The organism is Streptomyces galbus (assembly GCF_005280195.1).
GTDB classification, from domain to species: Bacteria; Actinomycetota; Actinomycetes; order Streptomycetales; family Streptomycetaceae; genus Streptomyces; species Streptomyces galbus.
In genome coordinates, this window is sequence record NZ_SZPR01000023.1 from 26,128 (window position 1) to 44,619 (window position 18,492).

10 protein-coding genes are annotated in these 18,492 nt (G+C 75.2%); 2 read left to right on the forward strand and 8 right to left on the reverse strand.

Annotated features, from left to right (window positions below; translation table 11 throughout):
- Nucleotides 1–40: 40 nt before the first annotated feature.
- The 7 genes from E4U92_RS27225 to E4U92_RS27255 all read right to left on the reverse strand — a co-directional run bounded on the left by E4U92_RS27225 (nucleotide 41) and on the right by E4U92_RS27255 (nucleotide 13,886).
- Complete coding sequence (locus tag E4U92_RS27225; RefSeq protein WP_137303106.1) at nucleotides 41–1,660, reverse strand: succinic semialdehyde dehydrogenase; 1,620 nt, start codon at nucleotides 1,658–1,660, stop codon at nucleotides 41–43.
- Between the two features lie 117 nt (nucleotides 1,661–1,777).
- On the reverse strand, nucleotides 1,778–3,595 hold the full coding sequence (locus E4U92_RS27230; protein WP_137303107.1) for a serine/threonine-protein kinase: 1,818 nt from the start codon (nucleotides 3,593–3,595) through the stop codon (nucleotides 1,778–1,780).
- A 55-nt stretch (nucleotides 3,596–3,650) separates the two neighbouring features.
- Nucleotides 3,651–5,321, reverse strand: coding sequence for a serine/threonine-protein kinase (locus E4U92_RS27235; protein ID WP_137303108.1), 1,671 nt, complete (start codon nucleotides 5,319–5,321; stop codon nucleotides 3,651–3,653).
- 104 nt (nucleotides 5,322–5,425) lie between these two features.
- Entirely contained in the window at nucleotides 5,426–7,123 is a 1,698-nt protein-coding gene (locus E4U92_RS27240; RefSeq protein ID WP_137303109.1) for a serine/threonine-protein kinase, read from the reverse strand.
- 94 nt (nucleotides 7,124–7,217) lie between these two features.
- Nucleotides 7,218–9,029, reverse strand: a complete 1,812-nt coding sequence (locus tag E4U92_RS27245) for a serine/threonine-protein kinase (RefSeq protein WP_137303110.1) — start codon at nucleotides 9,027–9,029, stop codon at nucleotides 7,218–7,220.
- Nucleotides 9,030–9,198: 169 nt separating this feature from the next.
- On the reverse strand, nucleotides 9,199–11,661 hold the full coding sequence (locus tag E4U92_RS27250) for a protein kinase (protein ID WP_137303111.1): 2,463 nt from the start codon (nucleotides 11,659–11,661) through the stop codon (nucleotides 9,199–9,201).
- Between the two features lie 200 nt (nucleotides 11,662–11,861).
- The gene (locus E4U92_RS27255; protein WP_137303112.1) at nucleotides 11,862–13,886 is read right to left on the reverse strand and encodes a serine/threonine-protein kinase; all 2,025 of its coding nucleotides are present in this window, start codon (nucleotides 13,884–13,886) and stop codon (nucleotides 11,862–11,864) included.
- Between the two features lie 238 nt (nucleotides 13,887–14,124).
- On the opposite strand from E4U92_RS27255, the gene E4U92_RS27260 reads away from it, so the two are divergent.
- The gene (locus E4U92_RS27260; protein ID WP_137303113.1) at nucleotides 14,125–15,168 is read left to right on the forward strand and encodes a serine hydrolase domain-containing protein; all 1,044 of its coding nucleotides are present in this window, start codon (nucleotides 14,125–14,127) and stop codon (nucleotides 15,166–15,168) included.
- Between the two features lie 100 nt (nucleotides 15,169–15,268).
- On the opposite strand, the gene E4U92_RS27265 is transcribed toward E4U92_RS27260, so the two are convergent.
- Nucleotides 15,269–16,975, reverse strand: coding sequence for a glycerol-3-phosphate dehydrogenase/oxidase (locus tag E4U92_RS27265; protein ID WP_137303114.1), 1,707 nt, complete (start codon nucleotides 16,973–16,975; stop codon nucleotides 15,269–15,271).
- Nucleotides 16,976–17,257: 282 nt separating this feature from the next.
- On the opposite strand from E4U92_RS27265, the gene E4U92_RS27270 reads away from it, so the two are divergent.
- Nucleotides 17,258–18,466 carry a nucleotide sugar dehydrogenase gene (locus E4U92_RS27270; protein ID WP_137303115.1) on the forward strand — a complete coding sequence of 403 codons (1,209 nt, stop codon included), beginning with the start codon at nucleotides 17,258–17,260 and terminating at the stop codon, nucleotides 18,464–18,466.
- Nucleotides 18,467–18,492: the final 26 nt, after the last annotated feature.

Genomic DNA, 18,492 nt, shown 5'->3' on the forward strand with positions numbered 1-18,492 from the left:
GGGACGGACCGCGCCGGGCCCGGATTGCGGTGCGGGGGGGCTACTTGAGGCGCAGGGCCTTCATCAGCCGCAGGCTACGGCTCATGAACTGCGCGTACTTCTCGTCCGTCATCCCGAGCGCCGGCGCCATCGGGAGGAGCCGCTGCTGGGCCACCGTCTGGGCCTCCGTGTACTTGAGGATCCCCTCGGAGCCGTGGCGGCGGCCCAGACCGGAGTCCTTCATGCCGCCCATCGGGGATTGGACGCTGCCGTACGCGGCGGCGTAGCCCTCGTTGACATTGACCGTGCCGGCGCGCAGCCGGGCGGCGACCGCGCGGCCCCGGCGGCCGTCCTTGGTCCACACGGAGGAGTTCAGGCCGTACGGCGTGTTGTTGGCGAGGTCGACGGCCTCGTCCTCGGTGCGGAAGCGGTAGACGGAGACGACCGGGCCGAAGGTCTCCTCGCCGCACACCGCCATCGGCTCGGTGACGCCGTCGAGGATCGTCGGCTCGAAGAAGTACGGCCCGACGTCCGGGCGGGCGACGCCGCCGGCGAGGACCCGCGCGCCCTTGGCCACGGCCTCCTCGACGTGCCGGGTGACGGTCTCGAGCTGCCGCTCCCCCACCAGCGAGCCCATGTCGGCGCCGTAGGCGAGCGCCGTGCCCAGCCGCATCGCCCGGGTACGGGCGGCGAAGCGCTCCAGGAAGGCGTCCGCGATCGACTCGTGGACGTACAACCGCTCGATGGAGATGCACAGTTGGCCCGCGGAGGAGAAGCAGGCGCGCACCGCGCCCGCGGCCGCACGGTCGAGGTCGGCGTCCTGCAGGACCAGCATGGCGTTCTTGCCGCCGAGTTCGAGGGAGACGCCGACCAGGCGGGCGGCGGCGCCCTGCGCGACCTCGCGGCCGGTGCGGGTGGAGCCGGTGAAGGAGACGTAGTCGGCGTGCCTGACCACCTCGGGTCCGACGACCGGGCCGTCGCCGAGGACGACCTGGAAGACCTCGGCCGGCAGGCCCGCCTCGACGAGCAGGTCGCGCGCCCACAGCGCGGTCAGGCAGGTCTCGGTGTCCGGCTTCATCACCACCGCGTTGCCCGCCACGAACGCCGGCAGGGCGTCGCCCACGGACAGCTCCAGCGGGTAGTTCCAGGGGGCGATCTGGCCGACCACTCCGCGCGGGTGGCGCAGCTCGGTGACCTTCGTCAGGGTCGGCATCGCGCCGGTGTGCCGCTTGGGCCGCAGGTAGGCCGGGGCCTTGCGGCCGTAGTGGCGGGCGGCGACCGCGACGGCCTGGACCTCCTCGTGCGCGTGCAGCCGGGCCTTGCCGGTCTCGAGCTGGATCAGGTCCAGGACCTCCGCCTGGCGCTCCAGGACCAGGTCGTGGAAGCGCAGCAGCACGGCCGCGCGCTCCCGTACGGGCGTGCGCTCCCACGCGGCCTGCGCGGCGCGGGCCCGCTCGAAGGCGGCGGCCACGTCCTCGGGCGTGGACTCCGGCAGGTCGGCGAGCTTCTCGCCGGTGAACGGCGTGTGGTTGGCGGTCCGGCCCGAGCCGGCCACCGCCTTGGTGAGCTGGGCCACCAGCTCCGGCGTGACCACGTCGGCCGCGGTGCGGGCGCCCGGCGGGACGGGGGCGACGGGATTGGTGCCGGTAGCGGCCTTCTCAGGAGCCTGCGCGTCGGTCATGAGGCGCAGGGTATGCCGCCGGACGCCCTTTGTGTACCCGTCGGTAACAGGGATTCACGCACCGCTCACACGCCGCCAGTGATCACTGGCACGAATGCCCTGATCAGCGGCCTTCGCTCAGCCCGGGAGGATGACGAGCCGGTCCCGGGCCGCCTTGAACAGCGCGGCCCCCTGCCGCTCCTCCGCCGACCCCTTGGGCATCTCGACCCGCAGCTCGTACTGGCGCCCGTCGGCGGTGCGGACGAAGAACTCCAGCACCCGGTGCCGGGCGTCCTTGTCGCCGTACACCGTGTCGGACTGCACGGCGTCCCGGCCGCGCAGCGAGGTGGCCGTGTACTGCGTGGCGTGCTCGTCGAAGTACGTCCAGGTCCGCGCGTGCTGCTTCGCCTGGCTCATGAGGTCGCCGCCGGGCGAGGAGTCGTACTGCACGAGGCGGACCTGGACCGAGCCGGCCGCGTACTCCACCATGCGGGGCTGGTAGGTCTCGCTGCCCTGGCGGGCGTACTCCGTGTAGGCGGCGGGGAGGGAGAGCGTCGCGCGCATCGCCTGCTCGGGGTGCGCGGTCCAGCCCGCGGCGCTCGGGGCGGAGGCGGTGCCGGGGCCCGGCTTCCCGGTCGACGGGCTGTGCGCCGCCGTGTTCCGCGCGTCCGGGCCGTCGCCGGAGTCGAGGACGAAGGCGGACCCGAACCAGACGGTGCCGACCAGGAACCCGCCCAGGAGGGCGAGGGGCAGCGGGCGGCGGTGGAGGGAGCGTCGTCGCGCGGGCGGTGCCGGGGCCTGCGGCGGGGGCGGCTCGTCCGCCGTGTCCGGTCGGCCCGGGGTGCCGTCGTCGGGGGGTGTGCGATCGGCCGCGGGCAGCGGGGCGGCTTCCGTCCCGCGATCGGCCCCCGCCCCGGCGGGCGGCGCGCCCAGCCGCCGTGTCCGTATGTCGTCGGCGAACTCCCGCAGGGCGAGCGCCTCCTGGGGTGCGAGGCCGTCCCGCGTCGACGCCTCCGGTGCCGGCCACGCGCCGGTCGCGGGTACGTCGTCGGCGGCCGCCCCCACCGGGTGCGTCCCGTCGGCCACCGCCCGCAGCACCGCCTCCGCCTCCTCGGCGTCCGGGCGCCCCGCTGGGTCCTTGACCAGCAGCCGGGTGAGCAACGGGCCGAGGGCGCCCGCCTGGTGCGGCTCGGGTGCGTCGGCGGCCAGGATCGCGGCGAGCGTCGACTCCAGTGACGTGCGGCGGAAGGGGGACCAGCCCTCCACGGCGGCGTACAGGAGCACGCCCAGGGACCACAGGTCGGAGGCCGGGCCGGCGATGCGGCCCGACATGCGCTCCGGGGCGACGAACTCCAGCGAGCCGACGAACTCGCCGGTGGCGGTGAGGGAGTCCTCGCCCTGGACGTGGGCGATGCCGAAGTCGGTGAGGACCACCCGGCCGTGCGCGCCGAGCAGGACGTTCGCGGGTTTGACGTCGCGGTGGACGATGCCGACCGCGTGCGCGGCGCGCAGGGCGCCGAGGACGGCGAGGCCGATGCGCGCGGCCTCCGGGGGCGCCAGCGGGCCCCGCCGCAACAGCTCCTGGAGGGACTCGCCGCGGACCAGCTCCATGACGATCCAGGGCAGTACGTCGAGGCCGGCCGCCCCGACCGCCGGGTCGACGCCCTCGCCCTCCGCCTCCTCGACGACCACGTCGTGGATGGACACGGCCGAGGGATGGTCGACGCGGGCGGCCGCGCGGGCCTCGCGGTAGAGGCGGTGCGCCGCCCTGCGGTGCGACTCGTCGCCGGGCTCACCGGGCAACCGGGGCTGCTTGACGGCGACTTCGCGGTCGACCAGCTCGTCGTGCGCCCGCCAGACGGTGCCCATGCCGCCGGAGCCGATGCGCTCCAGCAGCCGGTACCGCCCGCCGACGGTCCGCCCCTTGTCGCCCGCGGCGTCCCGGTCGTTGCCCATGCCCCATGAGTACCGTGCGCGGCCCCCGGTTGTCGACGCGGACCGCGCCCGCCGGTCAGAGCGTGTCCACGTCCAGGCCGGCGATCGCGGTACGGGCCACCTCGCGGCCCCGGCCGGTGAAGTCGCCCTTGCCCGGATAGGCCACGGTGAGCTTGTACAGGTCCCCGGCGGAGGAGCGGTAGTAGAAGATCTGCACCTCGCGCGGCAGGGGATGCCGGCTGTCGTCGGTGTCGTACCTGACCGTGTTCCGGGCCGCCTTCCTGCCGTGGAAGGTGACGTTGTCGTCGGTCTCGGTGCGCGGGTGCCCGGGCATGTCGAGGCGGTAGTCGCCGCGCGCCAGGAAGTCGCCGTTGTCGGCGTACATCTGGGCCGCCGCGGACTCCTTGATGTCGGTGCCGCGGTCCTCGGACCTGCGCGCGACGGACAGCGCCAGGGAGATCGCACCGCTGGGGTCGGTGTAGGCGACCCGACGGCCGTCGTCCGACGCCTTCTCGGGCACGCTCCGCACGTAGGTGTCGGGGTGGGCGAGCGTGGCCGTGAGGTCCTTCTCGTGGTCCTTGGTCCAGTGGTCGGGCAGCGGCCCGGCGAAGGGGTCGGCGAGCACCAGGTACGCCGCCACCGCCGCGGCCACCACGGCCGCTCCCAGCCCGATCCACACCGTGCGCCCCGGCGACCGCTTCCGGCGCGGGACGTCCGCCTCGCGCACGGTCTGCGTCGGCTGCGGCACGGGCGGGTCGGCGGCGGCCCGGAGCAGCGCCCGCACCCGGGCGGCGTCCGGGCGGCGGGCGGGGTCCTTGTCCAGCAGCCCGTTGATGGCCTCCGCGAGCGGACCGGTGGCCGCGGCGGGCGGCGCCGGCACGGCGTGCAGCACCGACTGCAGGGTGGCGGGGGTGTTGCTGCGGCGGAACGGCGAGACGCCCTCGGTCGCCGCGTACAGCACGACACCCAGCGACCACAGGTCGGACGCGGGTCCCGGCCGGCGGCCCAGCACCCGCTCCGGCGCGACGTACTCGGGTGAGCCGACGAAGCCGCCCGTGTCGGTGAGGTTGGTCTCGCCCTCGATGTGGGCGATGCCGAAGTCGGTGAGGACGACCCGGTCGTGGCGGCCCAGCAGCACGTTGTCCGGCTTCACGTCCCGGTGCAGGATGCCCGCCGCGTGCGCGGCCTCCAGCGCACCGAGGACCTCCAGGCCGATCCGGGCCGCCTCGCGGGCGTCCAGCGTGCCCTCCTTGAGGACGTCGCCCAGGGACCGGCCGTGGACCAGCTCCATCACGATCCACGGCCGGTCGTCGACGACGGCCACGTCGTGCACGTTCACGACGGCGGGGTGGTCCAGGCGGGCCGCCGCGCGCGCCTCGCGGCGCATCCGCTCGAAGGCGTTGGCCCGCTCCCGCTCGGGAAGGTGGTCCGGTACCCGCGGCTCCTTGACGGCGACCTCGCGCTCCACGGTCTCGTCCCGGGCCCGCCACACGGTGCCCATGCCGCCGTGCCCGAGCCTGCCCAGCAGCCGGTACCGGCCGGCGACGAGCCGGCCCGCCCCGGGGTCCCGGGAGACGGGCGGGGACGGGAGGGGGCCGGGTGCGGAGGCCGGTGCCGGGGTCGGCACTGAGGACGCCGGGGTCGGCGGGGTGGGGCCCTGCTCCGGTACCGGCGCGGGCCGTGGCGGTTGCAGGACGAAACTCGTCGTGTCCTCGGCCCCGTGCGGGGCGCCCCCGTTGCTGCTCATGCGTCCATCCCTATCGCGCCGGGAGCCCGCCGCTCCACACCCGGGGACCACCGGTCACAGAGCCGTGACGTACCGGGCACGGGTCCGCCGCCTTCCCGGCGGCCTCACGAGGCCATGAAGGTGTCGACGGCCACGTCGAAGTACTCCCGCGCCTCGCGCACCTTGCCGACCGGCGCCGACACCCACACGTCGTACAGCCGGCCGCCCTCCTCCCAGCACAGGTCGTAGGTGTGCCGGGGTCCCTCCGCCGCGCTGAAGCCGTTCCAGGTGAACTCCCAGAGCGCGGCGGGGCGTCCGCCGTGCGTGGTGTCGGTGACCACGCCGTTGCGGTAGCCGGGGTTGGTGTCGGTGCCCCCGGCGGCGGCGCGCTCCATCACGGCGTGCGGGCCGCCCGGCCCCGGGGCGGTCACCTTGACGCCGAGGCGGAAGGCGCCGTCCGGGGAGAGGTAGAAGACCCGCTCCCCCTGCGGGCTGCGGGTGAAGCCGTCCGGGACGGCGAGCGCGAACCCGGCGGGGTCGTCGGCGATGCGGTACCCGGAGGGCGCCGCCGGCCGGGCGTGGGCGGCCGGGGACACCGGCGTCGCCGGCGAGGCGGTGCGCGTCTCGGTCACGGTGGGGTGCGGCGTGGAGGTCGGCGCGGGGGTGGACGCCGGCCCCCGCGTGCCGCTGCCCGTCGCGCCGTGCGGCGCCGAACTGGCCGGCGTGCCGCCCCCGCCGCCCCCGCCGTGCATCAGCAGCGCCGCGGCCGACAGTCCGGCTCCGGCCAGCGCGGCGACCAGCAGCGCGGCGATCAGGGCACCCCGCTTGGTGCGCGGCGCACGGTCCTGCGGGGCGGGCCGGCCGTCGGGCGCGGGCGGCTCCTTCCGGGGCGTACCGGCCGCCTCCCCCGCAGGCCGGCGCCGCGGCGGACCGGCCTGCGGCACGTCCCGCTGGGTCGGCGTGCGGTCGGCGGGCGCCGCGGGCACCCGTCCGGTGTCCCGGTAGGCGCGCAGCATCCGCTCCGCCTCCGCCGCGCCCAGGCGCCGCTGCGGGTCGCGCTCCAGCAGCCCCCGTACGACGGGCAGCAGCGGCCCGGCCTCGGCCGGCGTGCGGATCTCGTCGAAGACGACGGCGTGCAGGATGCCGCCCAGCGAGTCGCGCCGGAACGGCGAGCGGCCGCTCAGGGCCGTGCACAGCAGCGCGCCCAGCGACCACAGGTCGGACTCCGGGCCGGTGCGCTCGCCGGACATGCGCTCCGGGGCGGTGTACTCCGGCGAGCCCACGAAGGAGCCCGTCTCGGTGAGCGTGGTGGCGCCCGCGACCTGGGCGATGCCGAAGTCGGTGAGCACCACCCGGCCGGTGCCGGACTCGATGAGGACGTTCGCGGGCTTGATGTCGCGGTGCAGGACGCCGGCCTCGTGCGCGGCGCGCAGGGCGCCCAGGAGGGCCAGGCCGATCCGCGCCGCCTCGGCCACGTCGACCGGGCCGTGCTCGGCGATCCGGTCGGCGAGCGACCCGCCGTCGATCAACTCCATGACGATGTAGGGGCGTTCGTCCTCCACCACCACGTCGTGCACCACGATGATGTGCGGGTGGTGCAACTGGGCCACCGCGCGGGCCTCGCGCAGGGTGCGGTCGCGGCGGTCGCGGGCGTCGGTGTCGTCGAGGGAGGCGTCCTGGGAGAGTTCCTTCACGGCGACGCTCCGGCCGAGCAGTTCGTCGGTCGCCCGCCACACCACGCCCATGCCGCCGCGCCCGAGCCGTGTCCGCAGCCGGTAACGGCCCGCGATCACACGGCGGTCCTCGTCCCCCTCGGTCCCCATGGGCCCCATCATGCCGCACCGGACGGCCCGCCTCCGGGGCGGTGACCGGCCAACTCCCGTCCCTGCGGCGGCTCCACGGCCACCGGGGGCGGGGTCAGGAGGTGCCGGCGGGCTCCCGCCAGCTCCGCAGCACCGACTCGAACTGCTCGGCGGTGGTGTCCCAGTCGCCGGCCGGCGAGGAGATGTACAGGACGTACTCGGTGCCGTCCCGCCCGAGGTACGTCTCCTCCTTGGCGCGCCGCGGCCCGGGGAACTCGGTGTCCTTGGCGAGCGCGGTCCAGGTGTACTCCCACTCGGACCCGGGGCGGTCGCGGTAGACGTTGCGCTCCAGCGTCACCCGCCGGTAGTCCACGAGCCGCCTCAACTGCGTGTCCAGGTCGGCCTGGTGCTCGTAGGCGTCGTCGTAGTCCGGGGAGGTGTCCACGGCGATGCGCACGAAGTGCTCGCCGCCGTCGGGCGTGTAGTCGATCTGCTTGAGGTCGCCGTCGTCCTGGTACACGACGCGCTTCCAGCCCTCGGGCAGGGACAGCCGGAAGCCCAGCGGGTCGGTCACCGGCCGCCAGCCGTCGGGCGAGGTGCCGTCGGTCGCCGACGGGCTGGGCTGCGAGGGGCTGGGCGCGGAGGGGCTCGGCGAGAGCGTCGTACGGCCGCCGCCCTGGTCGTGCCGCCCGGAGCCGAACTGCTGGAGCACCACGGCCGTACCGCCGCCGATCAGCGCGGCCACGGCCACCACCAGGGCGAGCGTGCGCAGCCGGCGCCGCCGCGGTGGCTGCTGGGGACGCGCGGCGCTTCCCGGCCCCGGGGGCGGGCCCATCGGGGTGGGCCCCACGGCGGTCGGTCCGGTCACCGAGGGCTGCGGCAGAGGCGTGTGCCCCAGGGACGCGTACGGGAGGGGCGTGTGGGAGGACGGCGTGTGGGAGGTCGGCGTGAGCCCTTCCGGCGTCCTCGGGCCGTACGGGCCCCCGGCCGCCGCGTCGACGCCGCCCGGGTGGGTCCCGCTCGGGTAGGGCGTCGGCCCGCTGCCACTGTCGTAGCCGGGCCGGAAGCCGGGGCCGTACTGCGTCGGCACGTACGCCTGGGCCTCGTGCGGGCTGCGGCCCTCGGCGGCCTGCGCGAGCAGGTGCTCGGCCTCGGCGGTGCCGGGGCGGGAGGCGGGGTCCTTGCGCAGCAGGGCGGTGATGACGGGGCCGAGCGGGCCCGCGTGGTGCGCTTCGGCGGCCTCCTCCTCGACGACGGCCTGCATGGTGGACAGCGGGGAGGTGCGGCGGAACGGCGAGCGGCCCTCGACGGCCGTGTACAGGGTGGCGCCGAGCGCCCACAGGTCGGAGGACGGGCCGGGGTCCTGGCCGCGGACCCGCTCGGGGGCGAGGTAGTCGACGGAGCCGACGACCTCCCCGGTGCGGGTGATGGTGGTGTCGCCGTCGATCTGGGCGATGCCGAAGTCGGTGAGCAGGACCCGGCCGTCGTGCGAGAGCAGCACGTTGCCGGGCTTGACGTCGCGGTGCAGGACACCGGCGGAGTGCGCGGCGCGCAGGGCGCGCAGCACCCACAGGCCGATCCGGGCGGCCTCGGCGGGCTCGAGGCGGCCCTCCTGCTTGACGGCGTCGGCGAGCGAGCGGCCCTCGACCAGCTCCATCACGATCCAGGGGCGGCCGTCGTGTTCGAGCACGTCGTGCACGGTGACCACGGCGGAGTGGTTGATCCGTGCGGCGGCGCGGGCCTCGGCCCGGGTGCGCGCGAGGAGCGCCGGCTGTTCGCTCTCGGAGACGTAGAGCGCGGCGGTCAGTTCCTTGATGGCGACGGCCCGGTGCAGCAGCTCGTCGTGGGCGCGCCACACCCGGCCCATGCCGCCGCTGCCGATGGAATCGGCGAGCCGGTAGCGGCCCGCGAGGAGCAGGCCCTGCATCTGATTCACGTTGCCCCGCAATGCTCTTGACAGGGTCAGCGTAAGGATTGCCCACCGTCCACGGAACCAGCGGGGTGCCAAGGAGACCGCACTGTGACGGTTGTCGCTTCCGGCCCGGAACGGGAACCGGATCCGCCACCGGCCCCCGTCGCCGCCGGCTGCGCGCCGGTCAGCCCGTGTACCGGTAAGTAGCCTGCGCCTGCTCGTAGATGCGGGTCACCTCGTCGCGCTCGGCCTCCGGGCCGCGCACCTGGACGACGTGGTAGCGGCCGTCGAGCAGCAGGGCGAGGTTGCGCACGTACAGCTCGCGCCCGCCGGCCCCCGTCCAGGTGAACTGGCCCTCCGCCATGACGCGTTCACCCACCTGGGTGGTCCGCAGCCCCGAAGCCGTGGCCCAGCTCGAGTCCCGGTACGGCTGGAGCTCGCTCTCCTTCTCCCGCTGGTAGACCATCGGGTCGTCGCCGTACCGGGCCGCGGAGTCCCGGCCGGGGACGACGATCAGCTCGAAGTCCCCGTGGGAGTACACCACCTGGGCGCGCCCGTTCTTCGGCGTGCGGTCCCAGCCGTCGGCCACGGCGACGCGGAAGCCGGCCGTGTCGGTGCGCAGCGTGAAGCCGTCGGCGACGGCCGGGCCGGAGCCGGACGGGGTCCCGGCGCTCTTGCTGCCGCCGCCCGGCTCGGGCGAGGTCTGCTCGGGCCGGGGCTCGCTGCTGCTGCTCGCGGCGGGCGCGTCGCTCACGGTGCCCGCGCCGGTGTTCTGCGACGGGCCGTCCTGCTCGCCCGCCTTGGGCATGAACAGCACCGCGTACGCGACCGCCGCCGCCAGCGCGAGCAGGATCAGCACGAGCAGGGTGCGGCCCAGACTGCGGGGCGATCCGCCCGCCTCCTGCCGTTTGTGCCGCCCGTGGTGCGCGGGCAGCCCGGCCCTGCGGCGGCGCACCAGCTCGCCCTTGCGCCGGATGATGGGCAGTCGGCGCGGATCGGCCGGCGGCGCGGCGATCACGTGGGCGCCGGCCTCCGGTTCGGGCGCCGAGCGCACCAGGGAGCGCAGCCAGCCGCTGAGGAGCTCCACGTCGGGGCGCTCGGTGGGGTCCTGGCGCAGCAACGACTCCACGACCGGCCGCAGCGGCCCGCACTCCTCGGCGAACGCCGGCGGCTCCGCGCACACCATCTGCACCAGCTCGGCGGTCGAGTCCTCGGGGTAGGGCGCGTGGCCCTGCACCGCGCGGAACAGCAGGGCGCCGAGCGCCCACAGGTCGGTGGCGGGCCCCACGGGCGCGGCGAGCTGCCAGTTCTCGTGCACCGGGCCGGCCTGTTCGGGTGCCCACCGCTCGGTGACGGGGCCGACCACGGCCATCCGGGCCTGCCGGGCGCGCTCGGCGGCGAGCGCGGTGGCCGGCCCGCGCGGGGCGGGCGTCCCGGCGGCGGGCTCGTCCCACCGGGCGGGGCGCGTCCCCTGCTGCCCGGCCGCTCCGGGACCCTCGGCGGGGAGCTGCCGGCCGCTGTCGTACGGGGCCGGGGCGGGCAGTCCCGCGGGGGCTCCGCGCACCCCGTAGGGGTCGGCGATCTGCCCGGGCGGCTGACCGCCCGCCGGCGCGCGCCCGCTGCCGTACGGCGACACCGGCGCGGACCCGGCCGGGCCGCCCTCGACCGGGGTGCGGGCGCCGGGAAGCGCCGCGCGTCCGCCCGGGCGGCCCTGCTGGGCTTCCTGGGCCTCCTGGATCCGGGCCGCCGCCCGTGCGCCCGCCCGGTACGCGGCGATGGCCCCGGCCCGCGCGGCACGGATGTCCTCGGTGCTCTCCAGCGCCCGGGGAGCGAGGGCGCCACGGGACGACGGAACGCCGGGGGAGGTGCCTTGCGGGGGCACGGCTCCGGTGCCGGAGGCGGGTGCGGTGCCCGGGGCGGGGGCGGGGAGCCGGCCCGCGGCCCGGGCCTCGATGGCGGCGCGGCGCGCGGCCTCGGGGTCGACCGCGCCACCGGGCGGCCCCCCGGCCGCGGGACCGCCGGGACCCGGGCTGTCCTCGTCCTCGGCCGGCACGGGGTCGTACCCGCACAACGCCTCCTCGGCCGCGCCGACCGCGAGCCCGGTCAGCACGACCCGGCCGTCGTCGCAGACCAGGACGGTGCGCGCGGTGATGTTCCGGTGCACCCAGCCGTGCGCGTGCAGCACCCGCAGCGCCATCAGCACGTCGGAGGCGACCTCGGCCGCCCGGTACGGCGTCAGCGTCCGCTCGGCGAGCAGCGCCACGAGCGGACGCGCGGCCACCAGCTCGCTGACGATCCACAGCGAGCCACCGTCGGCGAACACGTCGAAGACCTGGTCGAGGCGGGGGTGGTCGGGGATGCGGGCAGCGGCCTGCGCGGCCTCGACGGCGCGCCGCACGACCGGGTCGGACGGCCTGCGCGTGCTCGCGCCGGGCATCCTGCGCTCACGGGCGGTGAACCCCGCGGGCAGTCCCTCCGCGTCGAGCACCTCGGCCTCGACGACCTCGGGCAACGGGACCTGGCGGACCAGGACTTCCTGCCCGCTGTAGGTGTCGAAGGCCCGGCTCTCGGTGAGTTCGTACTCGTCGGCGGGCGGCAACGGCAGGCGGTAGCGGTCGGCGAGTACCCGCCCCGCATAGTCGTCCACGTGTGCCTCCCCCGGCCGCCCGGTCGGTCAAATCCGTTCGCCTCACGCACCGTTGTGCACATCCGGCTGGATGCGTACGGTCCGCAAGCACTCACGATACGTGCCGGAGGCAACCCGCAAAGGGGGATGGCAGATCTCGCCTCCCCGGCCCTTCCTTGCACGGCTTCCCGTCGTGCCGCGCCCCGAACGCCGGCGCGCCGTCACTTCTTCGGCTGGAACGTCTCCGTCAGCGTCTTCCAGGTGGCCGTCCGCTCCGCGCCGTTCCAGTCGGCCGCCCGCGCCGTGTACATCAGCGCGTACCCCTGGTGGTCGTTCACCACGAAACCCCGGTCGACCGTCCGGTACGCGGTGCCGCCCTCGGCGTAGGTGAACTCCCAGTCGGCGGCCTTCCAGCCGCGGTACTCCAGCGGGACTATGCGAATCTTCTTGTACTGCGAGCGCACCATGTAGCGCTCCTGGTTCTTCCAGTCGGCGACCGGGTCGTCCTTCGGCGTGGTCGTCCAGGCGATGAGCAGCTTCTGCCCGTTCGGCCCGGTGAAGCGGTCGCCGGCGGAGGCGGTCGTCTGGAACTTCCAGCCCTTCGGCAGCCCGATCGAGTACCCCTGGCCGCCGTTGTGCGTGGACGCCGCCGTGCCGGTGCCGCCCGCCGTCGCCGTGGAACCGGCGCTGCTGCTCGCCCCGGTCCCGCTGCCCGGCGCGGCGGCGGAGGAGGTACCGGTCGGCGCGGACTGCGAGGCGGACCCGTCCGTGCCGGTCCCGCCGCTCTTGTCCTCCTTGGTGCCGGGGCTCCGGCCGGCGACCGTGCTCGCCCCGGCACCGCCCTTGGCGCCGTCGGAGCCGTCGTCGTCCCCGCCGCCGAGGGTGAGGGCCAGCACCGTGCCGATCACCGCGAGCGCGGCCACCACGGCGATGATCACCAGCGTGCGCCGCGGCACGACGTCGGTGAGCGGCGCCCGGGGCACCGGCCTCGGCGGCAGATCGGCGGGCGGCGTCATCACGGGCCAGCCCGAACTGCGGCCCCCGCCCGAGCCGGTGGAACCCGCCTCGCCCGCACCGCCGGTGCCGCCGGTACCGCCCGCCGTCCCGACGGACGCCGAGCGCACGGAGGTCGTCGCGGCCGTGCCCGTGGCCCGCGTCCCGGCGGAACCGGCCGTGTCCGCCGTGCCGACCCCGCTCGCGGCCGTCCCGCCCGTGGAGCTGTCGCGCGTCCCGGCGGCGGAGGCGGCCGCCCCGCCCGCGGCGGCCTTGCGCACGGACCGCAGCGCCCCGCGCAGCTTCTCGCCCGAACCGCCCTTGTCGCGCGTCCCGTCGGCCTGCTTCGGCAGCGGCACGACCTTGGTCGCGTCGACCGGCTCGGAGTCCTTCGGGTCGCGCGCGAGCACGACCGCGTTGAGCATGGCCCGCGCCCCGGCGTCGTCCAGGCGCAACTCCGGGTCCTTGGTCAGCAGTCCGTAGATGACGTCCCGCAGCGGACCCGCGTTCTTCGGCTCCTCCAGCGGCTCGGTCATCACCGCGGTGAGCGTCGCGATCGCCGAGCCCTTGTCGTACGGCGGGGTGCCCTCGACCGCCGCGTACAGCAGCCCGCCGAGCGACCACAGGTCGGCCGCGGGGCCGGGCTTGTGCCCGCGGGCCCGCTCCGGGGCGATGTACGAGGGGGCGCCGACGAGCATGCCCGTGGAGGTGATGGACGGGTCGCCCTCCACCTGCGCGATGCCGAAGTCGGTCAGCACGACCCGGTCGGTGCCGGACTCCAGCAGTACGTTGGACGGCTTCACGTCACGGTGCAGGATGCCCTCGCGGTGCGCCGACCGCAGCACGTCCAGGACCGCCAGGCCCACCCGGGCCGCCCGCTTGGGCTCGAGCACGCCGTCCTCGCGGATGACCTCGGCGAGGGACTTGCCCTCGACGAGCTCCATCACGATCCACGGCCGGTCGTCCTCGTCGACCACGTCGAAGACCGTCACCGCGCTGTTGTTGCGGATCCTGGCGATGGCCTTGGCCTCGCGCAGCGTCCGCGTGATCAGCCGGCGCTTCTCGTCGTCGTCGATGTTCGACGGAAACCGCAACTCCTTGACGGCGACCGTCCGTCCGAGCGTCTCGTCCTCCGCGCGCCACACCGTACCCATGCCGCCGCGGCCGAGTACGTCTCCCAGCCGGTACCGCCCGGCGAGGAGACGTGCGCTCTTGTCCTGACGGGATGCTCCCGCCCGCTCCGCCTCCGACATGCGTCCCCTCAAGCAACCCGCCCTGACAGAGCCTCCATTGTCCCTCACCCGACAAGTGCCCAACGCCCCGGGTTCCCCCGTCCGGACCTCTCGCACGGCACATTCCGGCCAATAGGTACAGCACAGTTCGGCCACGGGGGCACGGCCGGCCCGGAGCGGGGCCTTCCGCACCGCCCCGCCACCGCCGCTCACAGGGAGCGCGTGCAGGATGGGCGCGCCCCCCACGAGAGGACCCGCGATGCCGCTGCTTCGAAGCCTGCGGGTCATCCCCCTGACCCTGGTGTTCCTCTGGCTCACCACCGGTGCCTCGCACAGCGCGTCCCCGGCACCCGCGGACGCCCTGCTGCCGCTGCTGCTCACCCGGGGCGGGGCGCCCGCCGCCGCCCTGCTGGCCCGCGAGGAGGGCGGCACCCGCTACGCCGAGGCGGGTCCGGGCATCGCCCCGGGCGACCACTTCCGGGCCGGCAGCGTCACCAAGACGTTCGTGGCCACCGTGGTGCTCCAACTGGCCGCCGAGCACCGGCTGTCGCTGTCCGACCCGGTGGAGCGGCACCTGCCCGGCCTGGTGCGCGGGGCGGGCAACGACGGGCGCGCGCTGACCCTCCGTTCCCTGCTCACCCACACCAGCGGCCTGTACGACTACACCCGGGACACCAGCGGCACGCTGCCCGTCACCGCGCTGGAAGCCGTCCGTCTCGCCGTCACCCACCCTCCGGCCGACCGAGGCCGCTTCGCCTACTCCAACACCAACTACGTCCTGCTCGGCCTGGTCGTCGAACAGGTCACGGGCCGCTCCTACGCCGCCGAGGCCGAGCGGCGGCTGATCACTCCGCTGGGACTGACCGGCACCTCCTTTCCCGGGTCCGTCAGGACCCTGCCCCCGCCGCACGGACGGGCCTACGCCGCCGACGGCTCCGACGTCACCGAGCTGGACCCGCGGACGGCCGGGGCCGCGGGTTCGCTGGTGACCACGCTCGCCGACCTGGACCGCTTCTACGCGGCGCTGCTGGGCGGCCGCCTGCTGCCCCCGCGCCGGCTGCACGAGATGCTGGACACCCGTGCCGCACACGGCGCGTACGGCATGGGCCTGTTCCCCCAGCGGCTTCCGTGCGGCGTCACGGTGTGGGGGCACAACGGTCGTATAGCGGGCAGCTACGTGCGCAGCGCGGCCACCCTCGACGGCCGCCATGTCCTGACCTTCCGGGTGAACACGACGGCGATCGCAGATCCCGGCCTCGAACCGGCCCTGCTCGCCGCCGAGTTCTGCCCTCGCACCCCGTAGAACGACCGGGACCCGAACGGAGATCCCGGTCCACTACACCCGTTCGAGTGAATCGAGCGGGCACCGGCCGCCACCTCGGCAGGGGCCGGTGCCGGTCCCGTCACAGCGGCACGATGTCCGGCGCCCCCAGCCGTGCCGCGTCCGCCGTCTGGTCGTCGGGCTGGAGCTGGGACTCGCGCTCGGCCTCCACCCGCTTCTCGTAGTGCTCGACCTCGCGCTCGATCTGGTCCTTGTCCCAGCCCAGCACCGGCGCCAGGAGCTCCGCCGCCTCGCGGGCCGAGCGCGTCCCGCGGTCGAAGGTCTCGATGGAGATGCGGGTGCGCCGGGTCAGCACGTCGTCGAGGTGACGGGCGCCCTCGTGCGAGGCGGCGTAGACGATCTCGGCGCGCAGGTAGTCGTCGGCGAACTGGAGCGGCTCGCCCAGCGACGGGTCGGCCGCGATCAGGTCGAGGACCTCCTCGGCCATGGACCCGTAACGGTTCAGCAGGTGCTCGACGCGGACCACGTGCAGCCCGGTGCGGGCGGATATCCGCGCCCGCGCGTTCCACAGCGCCCGGTACCCCTCCGCGCCCAGCAGCGGGACGTCCTCCGTGACGCAGTCGGCGACGCGCAGGTCGAGCCCGTGGACCGCCTCGTCGACGGCGTCCTTGGCCATCACCCGGTACGTCGTGTACTTGCCGCCGGCCACCACGACCAGACCCGGCACCGGGTGGGCCACGGTGTGCTCACGCGACAGCTTGCTGGTGGCGTCCGACTCGCCGGCCAGCAGCGGCCGCAGCCCCGCGTACACGCCTTCGACGTCGTCCCTGGTCAGCGGCACGGCCAGCACGGAGTTCACGTGCTCGAGGAGGTAGTCGATGTCGGCGCTGGACGCGGCCGGGTGGGCCTTGTCGAGGTCCCAGTCGGTGTCCGTGGTGCCGATGATCCAGTGCCGGCCCCAGGGGATGACGAACAGCACCGACTTCTCGGTGCGCAGGATCAGCCCGCTCGTGGAGTTGATGCGGTCCTTCGGCACGACGAGGTGGATGCCCTTCGACGCCCGGACGTGGAACTGCCCGCGGGAGCCGACCATCGCCTGGGTGTCGTCGGTCCACACGCCCGTGGCGTTGACGACCTGCTTGGCGCGGATCTCGTACTCGCCGCCGCCCTCGACGTCCTGGACCCGGGCGCCGACGACCCGCTCGCCCTCGCGCAGGAAGCCCGTGACGCGCGCGCGGTTGGCCACCTTCGCGCCGTAGGCCGCCGCCGTGCGCACCAGGGTGGCGACGAAGCGGGCGTCGTCCATCTGGGCGTCGTAGTACTGCAGCGCGCCGACCAGCGCGTCCTTCTTCAGGGCGGGGGCGACCCGCAGGGCGTGGCGGCGGGACAGGTGGCGGTGCGTGGGCAGGCCCCGGCCGTGGCCGCGGGCCATGGACATCGCGTCGTAGAGGGCGACGCCCGACCCGGCGTACAGCCGCTCCCAGCCCTTGTGCTGGAGCGGGTAGAGGAACGGCACCGGCCTGACCAGGTGCGGTGCCAGGCGCTCCAGGAGCAGGCCGCGCTCCTTGAGCGCCTCCCGCACGAGGGCGAAGTCGAGCATCTCCAGATAGCGCAGGCCGCCGTGGATGAGCTTGCTGGACCGGCTGGAGGTGCCCGAGGCCCAGTCGCGGGCCTCCACCAGTCCCGTGGACAGGCCGCGGGTGACCGCGTCGAGGGCCGTGCCCGCGCCGACCACCCCGGCTCCCACCACCAGCACGTCCAGTTCACGCTCGGCCATGGCCGCCAGTGACTCGGCTCGCTGCGCCGGCCCCAGTGTCGCTGTCCTCACCGCTGCCTCCCGCTGTCCGTCGCGTCGGCCGCACCTTCAGGGCGAGGCCCGGTCTCCCTTCCCCATGCCCAAATTCTGACCGCGTTGTCCGGCATCAGCCACCACAGGCCCCCAGCCTGTGGACAACGTCCTCGACAGCGGAACGGACCAGCCGGAAAACACAGTCGATCAATCCCGCATAACGGTCATATTTACTCCTAGTCTGACATTGCGCTCGCTCGTCCTGTCCACAGGGCTTGCGTGCCTGCCCCGCTTCGGTTACTGGGAAGGACGGCCCACGCCATGCCCGCAGATCTCGCCGTCATCGGACTCGGCCCGCTCGGCCTGCCCCTCGCCCAGGCGGCGGTCGCGGCGGGCATCCCCACGCTCGGGTACGCCACCGGGCCCGAGGCGGGCTCCCTCAGCCCCGCGGAACTGCGCCGGATGCTCTCGGGGGGCTTCCGGCGCACCGCCAACGCGGCCGAGCTGGGGAGGGTGCGCACCGCCGTCATCTGCGCGCCCACCCCGCGCGACGCGGACGGCGGGCTCGACCTCAGCCTCGTGGAACAGGCCGCGCGCACCCTGGCCGGGCACCTGCGCCCGCACACCACGGTCATCCTGGAGTCGCCGGTGCCGCCGGGGACCACGGAGGACTTCCTGCGGCCGCTGCTGGAGGAGACCTCGGGGCTGCGGGCCGGGCGCGACTTCCAGCTCGCGTACTCGCCCTGCCGCGTCGATCCCGGCAACCGCGCCTTCACGCCCGGCAACACGCCCAAGGTGATCGGCGGCCTGACGCCCGCGTGCACGGAGTCCGCCGCCGCGTTCTACGGCCGGCTGACCGAGAAGGTGGTACGCGCGCGTGGGCTGCGCGAGGCGGAGACCGTGCAGCTGCTGGAGACCAACTTCCGGCACGTGAACATCGCGCTGGTCAACGAGATGGCCGTGCTGTGCCACGAGTTGGGCGTCGACCTGTGGGACGTCATCCGCTGCGCGGAGACCAAGCCGTTCGGCTTCCAGTCCTTCCGGCCGGGGCCCGGGGTCGGCGGGCACGCGGTGCCGCTCGACCGCGCCGGGCAGGCCGGCGGCCCGTTGCGCATGGTGGAACTGGCCCAGCAGGTCAACAGCCGTATGCCGCGCTACGTCGTCCAGCGCGCGGCCGCGCTGCTCAACGAGCACGGCAAGTCCGCCCGGGGCGCGCGCGTGCTGCTCCTCGGCGTCACCTACAAGCCCGACCTGGCCGACCAGCAGGGCACACCCGCGCGGGAGATCGCGATCCGGCTGATGGAACTCGGCGCGTCCGTCAGCTATCACGACCCGCACGTCCCGTCCTGGAGCGTCCTGGACCGCCCGGTCCCCCGCGCGGACTCCCTCTACGAGGCCGCCGCCGACGCCGACCTCACGATCCTCGTCCAGCAGCACCGCACGTACGACCTCCAGGGCCTGTCGGTGAAGGCCCAACTCCTCCTGGACACCCGCGGCGCGACCCCGACGGGGGCGGCGCACCGGTTGTGAGGGGGGCGCGAGGTGGTGCACGGTCC